Origin of the sequence: Paracraurococcus ruber (assembly GCF_004353985.1) — a bacterium.
GTDB classification, from domain to species: Bacteria; Pseudomonadota; Alphaproteobacteria; order Acetobacterales; family Acetobacteraceae; genus Paracraurococcus; species Paracraurococcus ruber.
The window spans coordinates 1-11,739 of record NZ_SMOA01000181.1; the positions used below are offsets into that span (position 1 = coordinate 1).

Sequence of the window (11,739 nt, forward strand, 5' to 3'; positions counted from 1 at the left end):
GCCGCGCCCGCGGCGACGCCATCCGCCGGCCCCGTCGCCGCGGCCTCCGCCGCCTCCAGCGCCGCCCCGCCTGCCGGGCCGAGGCCGATGGCGACCACCAGGCCCGCCCCCGCTTCCGTCCGCAGCGCCCTTGCGGCCTCGGCCAGGACCGGCCGCAGGGCATCCGGCGCAAGCACCGGGACGGGCGGCAGGCCGGGCATCGCGGCCTGCGCCGCCGCCGGGTCCAGCTCCAGCACCGCCGCATCGGCGGCCAGCAGCGCGGCCTGGACGCGACGGCGCAGCGGCAGCTCCCCCGGGCCGCCCGGCATCAGCAGCACGGCGGCATCCCCCAGCTGCCAGCCGGACGGCGTGGTCAGCAGCAGGGGCAGCGGCGCCGTCGTCCCGGCGGGTTCCAGCCAGAGCAGGTCCCGCCAGGCCTCGTCATCGGCCCGGGCGGCGCCGGCGGCGAACAGCAGATGCAGGGCAAGCAGCCAGCGCACTGCGGGCATCGGCGGACCTCCTGTCCCCGGTGGGGCTGGCAGGACGGTGCCAGGACTGGCCTGGCCAGGGCTGTATTGAAGCGCACAAGGTTACAGGTGGCCATCCGCCCTGCCCAGGCCGGCGCGGGGCCGCCCGGACCACATCCGCCGTCGGGACATCCGCCTGCCCGGCCGGGGCGTTCGGCCCGCGGCAGCGCCGCCGGTCCAGGTCATCGCTTGCCCAAGGGATGCTTGGCTTCGCGACGGGCACGCCGCGGCGCGAGGCGCTAGAGCAGATCCCGATCAGAGGGCATCACCTGATCGGGTGAGAATGCTCGTGGATTCAAAGACTAGAGAGGTTGGCGTGAGCCATGGCGAACGGAAGCCGCTCTAGCCCAGCGCCGCGCGGGCGGCCGCCTCGTCCGCGGCGATGGCCGATTTCAGCTCCTCCAGGCCCGCGAATTTCGCATCCGGCCGCAGGAAATGCACCAGCCGCACCCCGATCTCCTGCCCGTACAGGTCGCCGGACCAGTCGAAGATGTAGGTTTCCAGCCGCGTCTCCGGATCGCCGCCCAGGGTCGGGCGGCGGCCCAGATTCGCCACGCCCTTCGCCTCTGTCCCGTCCGGCAGCGCCACCGTCACGGCATAGACGCCGCGCGCCGGCTCCAGGTGGCGGCCCAGCCACATATTGGCGGTCGGCCAGCCCAGCACGCGGCCGAGCTTGTCGCCATGCACCACCTCCCCCCGAAGTTCCCAGGGGCGGCCGAGCATCGCCGTCGCGCGTTCCGGATAGCCGTCCTGTAGCGCCCGGCGGATCCTGGTCGAGGAGATGGGCCCCTGCGCATCCACCACCGGCGGCACGATGCTGGTGCCGATGCCCGCCGCCTCGGCCAGCCGGGCGATCGTCGCGGCATCGCCGCCGCGGCGATGGCCGAAGGCGAAATCCTGCCCGCAGGACAGGTGGACGGCGCCCAGCCCCTCCCGCAGCACCTGCTCGAAGAACACCTCGGCCGGCATGGCGGCCAGCGCCGCGTCGAAGGGCAGCGCATAGACCACGGCGGCGCCGGCCGCGCCCAGCGCCGCCGCCTTGGCCGGCAGCAGGGTCAGGCGGAAGGGCGGATCGTCGGGGCGGAAATGCTCGCGCGGATGCGGCTCGAAGGTCAGGGCCGCCAGCTTGGCGCCGGGCCGTGCCGCATGCGCCGCCCGCAGCACCGCCAGGTGGCCGCGATGCACGCCGTCCATGTTGCCGAGTGCGAGGGTGCAGCCGCGCAGCGCCTCCGGCACGTCCTGCCAGCCGGTGAGGATCGCGGGCGTCATTCCGCCGCCTTCCCCCGCGCCGCGCGGCTGGGGACGGAGACGAAGGCCTCGCCTTCCAGCACCGGCTCCCCGCGCACGGTGCAGACGGTGCGCAGCGTCGCGCGGTGCCTGTCGGGGTGCAGGGCCAGCACTTCGACGGTCGCCGTCACCGTCTCCCCGATGCGGACGGGGGCACGGAATTTGAGGCTCTGCGACATGTAGATGGTGCCCGGGCCGGGAAGCTGGGTGCCCAGCACCTTGGTGATCAGCCCGGCCGCCAGCATGCCATGGGCGATGCGCTCGCCGAAGATGGTGCCCTTGGCGTAGTCGGCATTCAGGTGCATCGGGTTGGTGTCGCCGGTGACCGCGGCGAAGAGGACGATGTCGGCCTCGGTGATGGTCTTGCCGAAGCTGGCGGTCTGGCCGAGCTGGAGATCCTCGAAAAACAAGCCGTCGGACATGGCGGGCCCTGTAGCGCTGCGGGATCCGGTCTACCGCGGATCGCGGCCGCAGGCGAACGCCGCACGGCCGGGGCGCGCCCCACCGCGGCGGGGCACGCCCCGGTTTGCCCCGGCGCCGCGGCGGGACGAGGATGGCGGCCGCCGGCGCAGGCCCCGGCCCGCCGATGCCGGCCCGCCTGGCCGCGGGCGGGGTGGCCTGGCCCAGACCACGAAGGACCACCGCATGCCCGTGACCGAGATCGGCTCCTCCGACCGCCTGCTGGCGGAACTCCGGACCTGGGTGGAGCACGAGACGCCCACCACCGACGCGCGCGCCGTCAACGGCCTGCTGGACCGGACGGAGGCGGAGCTGCGCGGGGTGGGCGCGGCGATCGAGCGGCTGCCGGGAACCGGCGGCTTCGGCGACACGCTCATCGCCCGCACGCCGGGGGAGGGGGCGCCGGTGGTGGTGGCCGGGCATCTCGACACGGTCTGGGACCATGGCGTGCTCGCATCCTCCATGCCCTGGCGGGTCGAGGGCGAGCGGGCCCATGGCCCCGGCATCTACGACATGAAGGCCGGCAGCTTCATGGCCTTCCACGCGGTGCGGGAGATCCTGCGGCAGGGCACGCCGACGCGGCGGCCGATCACCCTGCTGCTCACCCCGGATGAGGAGGTGGGCAGCCCCACCAGCCGCGCCCCGATCGAGGCGGCGGCGCGCGGCGCCTGCGCCGTGCTGATCCCGGAGCCGGCGGGCGGCCTGCACGGCGCCTGCGTCACCGGCCGCAAGGGCACCGGCGGCTTCACCATGACGGTGGCGGGCCGCAGCGCGCATGCCGGCGGCAACTGGTCGGAAGGCCGCAGCGCCGTGGTCGCCCTGGCGCAGGCGATCCTGGCGATCCATGCGATGACCGACCTGGAGCGCGGCGTGACCACCAATGTCGCGCCGGTCTGGGGCGGCACGCGGCCGAACGTCATCCCGCCCGAGGCCGGCTGCCGCATCGACTTCCGCGCCCCCAGCCTGGCCGAGGCGGAGCGCGTGGTCGCCGCCATCCGGGCGCTGGCGCGGGAGGAGGACGGCATCCGCATCACGCTGGAAGGCGGGCTGAACCGCCCGCCGATGGAGGAGACGGCCGCCAACCTGGCGCTGTACGGGACGGCGCGAGCGATCGCCGCGCGGATCGGCTACGACCTGCCGAAGCAGCATCGCGGCGGCGGCTCGGACGGGAATTTCACCGCCGCCATGGGCATCCCGACGCTGGACGGGCTGGGCTGCACCGGCAGCGGCGCGCATGCGCCGGAGGAGCATATCCGCTGGCCGGATTTGGCGCCGCGCTGCGCGGTGCTGTGCGAGCTGCTCGAGACGCTCGGCTGACGGGCCGGCATCGGCGCGGGGCGCGCAGGCGCCGGCATCACCTGTACGGCCCAGCCCCGGGAAGCGCAGCCGGGGGTTCAGCCTACCGGATGCGCCAGCGGGGTCAGAACAGGTCGGCCCGGTCGTTGGCGAGAAGCACGGGATAGGCCCGGGCGGCCCGGTCGCCGCCATCCAGTCGGTCCGCCATCGCGTCCAGCCAGCCGGCGAACCAGGCGCGGCCATAATGCCCGCTGCCCGGCAGCGGGTTCTCCACCAGGGAGGCACCGTCCTCGAAGGCGGCGCGGCCGGCGGCATAGAGGTCGTCGGTCACGCGTCGGTTCTCGGGGTCGACATTGAGCGGCATGGCTGGCGTCCTGTCTCCCCGAGCCCCGCCGCCCTGCCCCCAGGCAGGGAAGGATGGCCCGGTGCGTTGCTGGCGTGCGGCGGCGGCCATGCGGCACGCCGTTCCGCACCCAACATAGCGCAGCCCGGGCCGGCTACCAGCGCGGACCCCAGCCCGGCGCGCCATAGGGCGGCGGGGGCGGTGCCCAGGCATGCCGGGCTTCCCAGGCGCGGCGGCGGAATTCCGCATCGCGGGCCCAGTCGCGCGCCCGCTCGGCCTCGGCCCAGGCGCGGCGCGCCTCCCGTTCCCGCCAATAGGGGTCGTAGGCCGGCCGCGGCGGGCCGTAGCCGGAGCCTTCGGCCCACCAGCCATGGGCCTGGGCGGCACCGCCCAGAAGCGGCAGGGCGGCGATGGCGGCGAGAATGGTGGTGCGGAGCTTCGTCATGCTGGGCCTCCTCCTGCGGGGCCTCGACAGGACGAAGCATCCCGCCGCGCGACGGCGGCCGCAGGGCGCAGGTGTGGCGCCACGGGGGCAGCGTGCCATGCCATGATGCGGCCTGTTGCAGGAGGTGACTCATGCCCGAGGCTCTGATCATCGGCGCGGGGGATGGGCTGTCCGCCTCGCTCGCCCGGCTGCTGGCGCGGGAGGGCTATGCGGTGGCGCTGGCCGCCCGGAACACCGCGAAGCTGGCCGCCCTGGCGGCCGAGACCGGGGCGGCGACGCATGCCTGCGACGCGGCCGACCCGGCGCAGGTGGCGGCGCTGTTCGAGGCTGCCGGCGGCGCCCAGGTGGTGGTCTACAACCCCAGCTACCGCGTGCGCGGCCCCATCGCGGACCTGGACCCGGCCGATGTGCAGCGCAGCCTGCAGGTCTGCGCCTTCGGCGGCTTCCTCGCGGTGCGGGAAGCGGCGCGGCGCATGCTGCCGCGCAGGGCCGGCACCATCCTGCTCACCGGCGCCAGCGCCGGGGTGAAGGGCTATCCGTTGAGCGCGCCCTTCGCCATGGGCAAATTCGCCCTGCGTGGCCTGGCGCAGTCGGCGGCGCGGGAGCTGCACCCGCAGGGCGTCCATGTCGCGCATGTCGTCATCGATGGCGGCATCCGCAGCAACCGCCGGCCGGAGCCGGGGGAGGATACGCTGCTCGACCCCGATGCGATCGCCGAGAGCTACTGGCACCTGATCCGCCAGCCACGCAGCGCCTGGTCCTGGGAAATCGAGCTGCGGCCCTGGGTCGAACGCTTCTGAGTCGCCAACCGTCTTCCATTAAAAGTAGAAATTCATGAATAGATAATCTCTTTACAATGAATAACAGATGGATTCTAGTTCCGGCAGCGGCTTCGGCAGCGCTGGCAACGACTTCTGCCTTGAAGCGTTACCACGTCACTAGTATGTGTGCTGCATAAGATCACTTTTGCCGGAGCCGCTGAATGCGACGCCTGCCTCAGGCCACCGATGCGGAGACCGATTCGACCGACCATTCGGCCCTGCGGCTGATGCTTTCCTATGTGGAGGCCGAGTGCCTGCGCATGGGGGCGACGGATGCCGCCCGGCATGCCGCGCTGGCCGCGTCCCTGATGCCGGAGACGCCGAAGGCGCCGCCGCCGGTGACGGACCAGCGCATCCTGCGCCGGCCGCGCGGCGCCCGGCTGCACTGACGCCGGCAGGCGCCGCGGCGGGCCTCAGGTCCGCCGCAGCAGGAACAGCGCCTGTTCGCCGAACAGGTTGGCCAGCCAGGGGGAGCGTTGCCAGGGGGTCTTCAGCCCCTGGTCGTCCACCGCCAGCCAGCGTTCCACCGCATAGCCGTCCAGCGCGCAGAGGTCGAAGAAGTCCCGGATGGTGCAGGGATGGATGTTCGGCGTCTCGTGCCAGGGGCGGTGCCAGGTATGGGTCATCGGCATCCGTCCCGTGCTGAGCAATTGCCAGCGCAGCAGCCAGTGGCCGAAATTCGGGAAGCTGACGATGGCGTGCCGGCCGATGCGCAGCATCTGCCGCAGCACTTCCCGCGGCTTCTCCACCGCCTGCAGGGTGCGGGACAGGACCACGTAGTCGAAGGCGCCGTCAGGGTAGAAGGCGAGGTCGTGGTCGGCATCGCCCTGGATCACCGCCAGCCCCGCCGCCACCGCCTGGGTGGCCTGCGCCATGTCGATCTCGATCCCCCGCGCATCGGCGCCCTTCTCGGCCGACAGATGCGCCAGCAACGCACCGTCGCCGCAGCCGATGTCGAGCACGGTGGCGCCGCGCGGGATCATCTCGGCGATCAGGCGCAGGTCCAGCCGCATGTTCTTGGCGACGTAGCGGATCGGGTGGTGGGTATCCGGCACGGCTTGAGGCCCTTGCGAAACTCAGGGGTTCCAAGGGCCCTGTGGCCCTTGGCGGGAGGAGTCTGAGGAGGGCAGCGCCCTCCTCAGGTGGCGCCGGCGGCCTCCAGCAGCCCCGGCGTCACCCTGGCGCGCATGGCGCGTGCCACCGGCAGCGGCCGCTGCCCCTGCGCATCGGCCCGGTTCGGGTCGGCCCCGCGCGCCAGCAGCACTTCGACCGCCTGCGCCCGGTCGAACATGGCGGCCGTCATCAGCGCGGTGCGGCCATCCGGCCCGGCTGCGTCCACCGCCGCGCCGTGGTCCAGCAGCAGCGCGATCATGCGGGCATCGCCCTGATAGGCGGCGCCGACGATGGGCAACTGCCCCTTCGGATTGGCATGGGCCGGGTCGGCGCCGTGTTCCAGCAGCAGCCTGGCGGCGGCGTGGCGGCCGTTATAGGCCGCGACCATCAGCAGGCAGTCGCCCCGCTCATTCACCGCCCGGGCGGACAGGCCGCCGTCGAGCAGGCCGCGCAGCGCTTCGGTCTCGCCTTCCCGCACGAGGTCGAAGACGTCCTCCATCGGCCTAGACCCCCAGCCGGTCGGCGCAGCCGGCGAGGAAGCCGCCGAGCGCCCGGTGGAAGTCGGGCTCGTCCAGCAGGAAGGCGTCGTGCCCCTTGTCCGAGGTGACCTCGACGAAGGAGACATTCGCCGCCGCGGCGTTCAGGGCACGGACGATCTGCCGGCTCTCGGCCGTGGGGAACAGCCAGTCCGAGGAGAAGGAAGCCACGAAGAACCGCGTCTTCGTCCCGCGGAAGGCCGAGGCCAGGTCGCCGCCATGCTCCTGCGCCAGGTCGAAGTAATCCATGGCGCGGGTGATGGTCAGGTAGGAGTTGGCGTCGAAGCGGCGGACGAAGGTGCTGCCCTGGTGGCGGAGGTAGCTCTCCACCTCGAACACGTCCTCGAGGAAGGTGAGCGCCGAGGCGCCGCGCAGGCGGCGGCCGAATTTCCGCGTCAGCGCCTGTTCCGACAGGTAGGTGATGTGCGCGACCATGCGCGCGACCGAGAGGCCCTGGGCCGGCACCCGCCCATCCTCCCAGTAGCGGCCGCCCTTCCAGGCCGGGTCGGAATGGATGGCGGCGCGGCCGACCTCGTGGAAGGCGATGTTCTGGGCGCTGTGATAGGCGGCGGTGGCGATGGGGGCGGCGGCATAGACCGCATCCGGGAAGGTCGCAGCCCATTCCAGCGCCTGCATCCCGCCCATGGAGCCGCCGACCACCGCCAGCAGCCGGCCGATGCCCAGGTGGTCGGTCAGGCGCTTCTGGGCGCGGACCATGTCGCGGATGGTGATGTTGGGGAAATCCGTGCCCCAGGGCCGGCCGAGGCCCCGCCCCTCGGCATCCGTCATCTCCTCCTGCGGGCCGGTGCTGCCCATGCAGCCCCCGAGGACATTCACGCAGATCAGGAAGTAGCGGTCGGTGTCGAGCGGCTTGCCCGGGCCGACGATGCTGTCCCACCAGCCGGACTTGCCGGTCAGCGGATGCGGCTCCGCCATGTACTGGTCGCCGGTCAGGGCATGGCAGACCAGCACGGCGTTGCTGCGGGCGGCGTTGAGGGTGCCGTAGGTGCGGTAGGCCACGGCGAGCGGCGCGATCATCGTCCCGCAGTCGAGCGCCAGGCCCTCGGGGAAGAGGGCGCGCTGGTGGTCCACCTGCGGGAAGGGGGCGACGGGGGCTGACATGACGGGCGGTGTCCTCGGGCGGCATCCATAGAGCAGATCGCGGGCGGCCGGAACCTTGCCGCGCCCGGCCCGCCCGCCCGTCGCGCGGCCGGGCCGATCCCCGGGCCGGGGCGATCGCGGCGCGCGGGGTGTTTCCAGCCGCGCCGCCCCCGTCTAAAGCACAGGCGAAAGACAGCCCGGACGATGAGCGCAGCCCCCAAGCCCCAGACCGTGACGGCATCCCCGCCCGGGTCCGCGACCGACTCCCCCCCGGCGGCCGGCCCCGCCGATGCGCTCGGCGCGCTGCGGGCGGAGATCGACCGGCTGGACGATGCGCTGCACGACCTGCTGATGCGCCGCGCCGCGGTGGTGGCGGACCTGGCCGCCAGCCGGGTGAAGGGCGGCACCAGCCCGCTGCGCCCGGGGCGGGAGGCGATGATCCTCCGCCGGCTGCTGGGACGCCACCAGGGCGCGCTGCCCGGCGATGCCGTGGTGCGGCTGTGGCGGGAGATCTTCGGCGCCAGCAGCGCCATGCAGGGCGGCTTCACGGTGGCGCTGCATGCGCCGGATGCCGCCCAGGCCCGGCTGGCGCGGGACCATTTCGGCGGCGCCATCCCGCTGCGGCCGCTGCCGACCGCGGCGCGCGCTTTGGCCGCCGTGGCGGGCGGGGAGGCGCAGGTCGCCATCCTGCCGCTGCCGGAGGAGGGGGCGGAGGCCTGGTGGGCCGGGCTCGACGCGCCGCGGCTGCAGGTGGTGGCGCGGCTGCCCTTCTGGTCGGACGGGACGGGGCCGGGAGCCCTGGCCATCGCCCCCGGCGCCCCGGACCCGAGCGGGCATGACCGGTCCCTGCTGCGGATCGAGGCGGCGGGGGATCGCGGCCGCGCGCAGCTGATGGCCGCGCTGTCGGCCGCCGGCCTGCCCGCCCGCAGCCTGATCCTGCAGCGGGAGGGCGGGGTGGTCCGGGCCCTGGCCGAGCTTGACGGCGTGCTGGCGGAGGGCGACCCCCGCCTGGCCCTGCTGCCCGTCGACCGTGCATTGCCGCTCGGCTTCTATGCCGTGCCGGAGAAAGGAGCCCCCGGCTGATGCCGACCCTGCTGCCCCGCCCGTCCATCCTGGCGATCGAGCCCTATGTCGGCGGCGAATCGAAGATCCCGGGCGTCAACCGCATCGTCAAGCTGTCCTCCAACGAGGGGGCCTTCGGCGTTCCGCCCGGCGCGCAGAAGGCCTATGCCGCCATGGCGGCGGAGCTGCACCGCTACCCCGATGGCGGCGCGACGGCGCTGCGCCGCGCCATCGGCGCCCGCTTCGGCCTGGACCCGGACCGCATCGTCTGCGGCAACGGGTCGGACGAGATCATCGGCGCCCTGATCCTCTCCTATGGCGGGGAGGGCACCGAGCTGGTGATGAGCGCGCATGGCTTCGTCATGTACGACATCGCCGGCCGCTATGCCGGCTGCCGCGTCATCAAGGTGCCCGAGCGGAACCTGGTGGCCGATGTGGACGCCATGCTGGCCGTGGTCGGGCCGCGGACGAAGCTCGTCTTCCTGGCCAACCCCAACAACCCGACGGGGGCGATGCTGCCGGCGGCGGAAGTCACGCGGCTGCGCGCCGGCCTGCGGGAGGACGTGCTGCTGGTGCTGGACAGCGCCTATGCCGAGTATGTCACCCGGCCGGACTACGACCCCGGCACCGCGCTGGTGGAGGCCGGGACCAACACGGTGATGACGCGGACCTTCAGCAAGGTCTTTGGCCTGGGCGGCGTGCGGCTGGGCTGGTGCTACGCGCCCGCCCACGTCATTGACGTGCTGAACCGCGTGCGCGGCCCCTTCAACGTGAACGCACCCGCCATGGCCGCCGGCATCGCCGCGCTGGAGGAGCAGGGCTGGGTCGAGGCCTCCGTCGCCCACAACGACCAGTGGCGCGCGACGCTGTCGGACGGGCTGCGCGAGGCCGGCATCACCGTGCATCCCAGCGAGGGCAATTTCATCCTGGCCGATTTCGGCAGCGCCGAGACCGCCAAGGCGGCCGATGCCGCGCTGAAGGCGCGCGGGCTGATCGTGCGCGCCATGGGCGCCTATTCCCTGCCGCAATGCCTGCGCATCACCATCGGCACCGCCGAGGAATGCGGCATGGTGCAGGACGCGCTGTCGGCCTTCATGCGCGGCCTGGATGACTGACGCGCTCCTGGGCCGCGCGGAGACGCAACCGCCTGCCGCCCATGCGGATGGCGCGCCGCTGTTCGAGCGCCTCTGCCTGATCGGCGTGGGCCTCGTCGGCGGGTCCATTGCCCGCGCGGCACGGGAGAAGGGCGGCATCGCCCGGACCATCGTCGCCCATACCAGGCGGCCGGAGACGCTGGCGCGGGTGCGCGAGCTGGGCTTCGCCGATGTGGTGGAGGGCGACCCGGCCCGCGCCGTCGAAGGCTGCGACGGCGTCATCCTCTGCGTGCCCGTCGGCGCCTATGCCGGCGTCATGCGGGCCATCGCGCCGCACCTGGCCCCGGGCTGCATCCTGACCGATGCCGGGTCCACCAAGGGCAGCGTCATCCGGGACCTGGCACCGCTGCTGCCGCCGGGCGTCCACCTGGTGCCGGCGCATCCCATGGCGGGCACCGAGCACAGCGGCCCCGATGCCGGCTTCGCCCAGCTTTTCGAGGGGCGCTACTGCATCCTGACACCCGTGCCGGGCAGCGATCCCGACGCGGTCGAGAAGGTCGCCGAGCTGTGGCGGCGCTGCGGATCCATGGTCGAGCGCATGGATGCCGAGACGCATGACAAGGTGGTCGCCATCGTCTCCCACCTGCCGCACCTGATCGCCTTCACCATCTGCGGCACCGCCGACGACCTGGCGGAGGAGACGCGGGAGGCGGTGCTGCGCTTCGCCGCCTCCGGCTTCCGCGACTTCACCCGCATCGCCGCCAGCGACGTGGACATGTGGCGCGACATCTTCCTCAACAACCGCGACGCGCTGCTGGAGATGCTGGCTCGCTTCACCGAGGACAGCCATGCGCTGGCCCGCGCGGTGCGCTGGGGCCAGGCCGAGTTCATCGAGGACCGGATCCGCCGCGGCCGGCGCATCCGCCGCGGGCTGATCGAGCGCAAGCAGGCCTGACACGGCCGGTCCGTGGCCGCGCGCCTGCGGCCTGGCACCGGCGGAGGCGGTGAGGGAAGCGCCTGCGGCCGCGGTCTGTCCCGGGACTGCGCGGGGCCGGCGCCGGAGCGGATCGTGCCCAGGCCTGGCCGCAGCCCGTCCGGCGCCAGTGCTGCGCGCCCCGCGCGTCAGGTGCCCGTGCCGGCCGCGATGCCCCCGGGCTAGGCGGCAGCCTGCGCCGCCGCTGCGCCGCAAGCCCCTGCAAGACGCCCGGTAGCGGCCTGCCGACCCTCCCCGCCGTGACTGTCGGGAAGCGCCCGGATCATGCATGCGACCCTGCCCGCCGACCTCCTGCCCGCCACCGGACCGTGCTGGGCGGCCCCTGTCGCGCCGGCTGCCGACGCGGCAATGCTGCAGGCCTGGCTGGTCGCGGCGCAGCAGGGCGACCGGCAGGCCTATGAGCGTGTGCTGCGCTGGAGCGTGGCGCGGGCGGAAGCCGTGCTGCCGCAGGATGGGCGGCAGGACGACAGGGTGGCCGACTTGCTGCACCGCATCCATGCGGTCCGTCACAGCTATGACCGCACCGCCTGCCCCCTACGCTGGATCGACGGGCTGATCCGCGCCGTGTCCGCCGCGCGGCCGGATCGCCCCTGGCGCCGATGGCTGGCCGGGCATCGCTGACCCGGCGCTGCCCGTGGTGCGCCGGCGCGGCGCTGCCGGCCCGCGGCGGCGATGCGGCGGC

General features: G+C 73.6%; 15 protein-coding genes. 7 read left to right on the forward strand and 8 right to left on the reverse strand.

All coding sequences use genetic code 11. The features are described 5' to 3' along the window. The 3 genes from E2C05_RS22930 to E2C05_RS22940 all read right to left on the reverse strand — a co-directional run. A partial coding sequence (locus E2C05_RS22930; RefSeq protein ID WP_205082982.1) for a hypothetical protein occupies positions 1 to 488 on the reverse strand: 488 nt, incomplete at its 3' end. A 360-nt stretch (positions 489 to 848) separates the two neighbouring features. After that, the gene (locus E2C05_RS22935) at positions 849 to 1,775 is read right to left on the reverse strand and encodes a bifunctional riboflavin kinase/FAD synthetase (RefSeq protein WP_133221973.1); all 927 of its coding nucleotides are present in this window, start codon (positions 1,773 to 1,775) and stop codon (positions 849 to 851) included. Next, positions 1,772 to 2,215, reverse strand: a complete 444-nt coding sequence (locus tag E2C05_RS22940) for a MaoC family dehydratase (protein ID WP_133221974.1) — start codon at positions 2,213 to 2,215, stop codon at positions 1,772 to 1,774. Before E2C05_RS22940 ends, E2C05_RS22935 begins: the two co-directional genes overlap by 4 nt. 223 nt (positions 2,216 to 2,438) lie before the next feature. Between E2C05_RS22940 and E2C05_RS22945 the strand changes: the two genes are divergently transcribed. After that, entirely contained in the window at positions 2,439 to 3,569 is a 1,131-nt protein-coding gene (locus E2C05_RS22945; RefSeq protein WP_133221975.1) for a M20 family metallopeptidase, read from the forward strand. Between the two features lie 103 nt (positions 3,570 to 3,672). On the opposite strand, the gene E2C05_RS22950 is transcribed toward E2C05_RS22945, so the two are convergent. Next, positions 3,673 to 3,912, reverse strand: a complete 240-nt coding sequence (locus tag E2C05_RS22950; protein ID WP_133221976.1) for a hypothetical protein — start codon at positions 3,910 to 3,912, stop codon at positions 3,673 to 3,675. Positions 3,913 to 4,045: 133 nt separating this feature from the next. Then, positions 4,046 to 4,336 carry a hypothetical protein gene (locus E2C05_RS22955; protein ID WP_133221977.1) on the reverse strand — a complete coding sequence of 97 codons (291 nt, stop codon included), beginning with the start codon at positions 4,334 to 4,336 and terminating at the stop codon, positions 4,046 to 4,048. A gap of 131 nt (positions 4,337 to 4,467) precedes the next feature. Here E2C05_RS22955 and E2C05_RS22960 point away from each other — a divergent pair, with 131 nt between their 5' ends. Together E2C05_RS22960 and E2C05_RS22965 are read left to right on the forward strand one after the other, a co-directional pair. Continuing rightward, the gene (locus E2C05_RS22960) at positions 4,468 to 5,136 is read left to right on the forward strand and encodes an SDR family NAD(P)-dependent oxidoreductase (protein WP_133221978.1); all 669 of its coding nucleotides are present in this window, start codon (positions 4,468 to 4,470) and stop codon (positions 5,134 to 5,136) included. Positions 5,137 to 5,318: 182 nt separating this feature from the next. Then, positions 5,319 to 5,546, forward strand: a complete 228-nt coding sequence (locus tag E2C05_RS22965) for a hypothetical protein (RefSeq protein WP_133221979.1) — start codon at positions 5,319 to 5,321, stop codon at positions 5,544 to 5,546. 24 nt (positions 5,547 to 5,570) lie between these two features. On the opposite strand, the gene metW is transcribed toward E2C05_RS22965, so the two are convergent. From metW to metX, 3 genes are all read right to left on the reverse strand, one after another. Then, positions 5,571 to 6,170, reverse strand: a complete 600-nt coding sequence (gene metW, locus E2C05_RS22970; protein ID WP_133221986.1) for a methionine biosynthesis protein MetW — start codon at positions 6,168 to 6,170, stop codon at positions 5,571 to 5,573. A 125-nt stretch (positions 6,171 to 6,295) separates the two neighbouring features. Continuing rightward, on the reverse strand, positions 6,296 to 6,769 hold the full coding sequence (locus tag E2C05_RS22975; protein WP_133221980.1) for an ankyrin repeat domain-containing protein: 474 nt from the start codon (positions 6,767 to 6,769) through the stop codon (positions 6,296 to 6,298). 4 nt (positions 6,770 to 6,773) lie between these two features. After that, positions 6,774 to 7,928, reverse strand: a complete 1,155-nt coding sequence (gene metX, locus E2C05_RS22980; protein ID WP_133221981.1) for a homoserine O-acetyltransferase MetX — start codon at positions 7,926 to 7,928, stop codon at positions 6,774 to 6,776. A gap of 183 nt (positions 7,929 to 8,111) precedes the next feature. Between metX and E2C05_RS22985 the strand changes: the two genes are divergently transcribed. From E2C05_RS22985 to E2C05_RS23000, 4 genes are all read left to right on the forward strand, one after another. Beyond that, entirely contained in the window at positions 8,112 to 8,990 is an 879-nt protein-coding gene (locus tag E2C05_RS22985; RefSeq protein WP_133221982.1) for a chorismate mutase, read from the forward strand. After that, positions 8,990 to 10,084 (forward strand): histidinol-phosphate transaminase, encoded by a 1,095-nt coding sequence (gene hisC, locus E2C05_RS22990; protein ID WP_133221983.1) that lies wholly within the window; start codon positions 8,990 to 8,992, stop codon positions 10,082 to 10,084. Before E2C05_RS22985 ends, hisC begins: the two co-directional genes overlap by 1 nt. After that, a complete protein-coding gene (locus tag E2C05_RS22995) occupies positions 10,077 to 11,018 on the forward strand; it encodes a prephenate/arogenate dehydrogenase family protein (RefSeq protein ID WP_133221984.1) in 942 nt (313 codons plus the stop codon). The genes hisC and E2C05_RS22995 overlap by 8 nt, the downstream gene beginning before the upstream one ends. Positions 11,019 to 11,321: 303 nt before the next feature. Continuing rightward, the gene (locus E2C05_RS23000; protein ID WP_133221985.1) at positions 11,322 to 11,678 is read left to right on the forward strand and encodes a hypothetical protein; all 357 of its coding nucleotides are present in this window, start codon (positions 11,322 to 11,324) and stop codon (positions 11,676 to 11,678) included. The last annotated feature ends 61 nt before the right edge of the window (positions 11,679 to 11,739 follow it).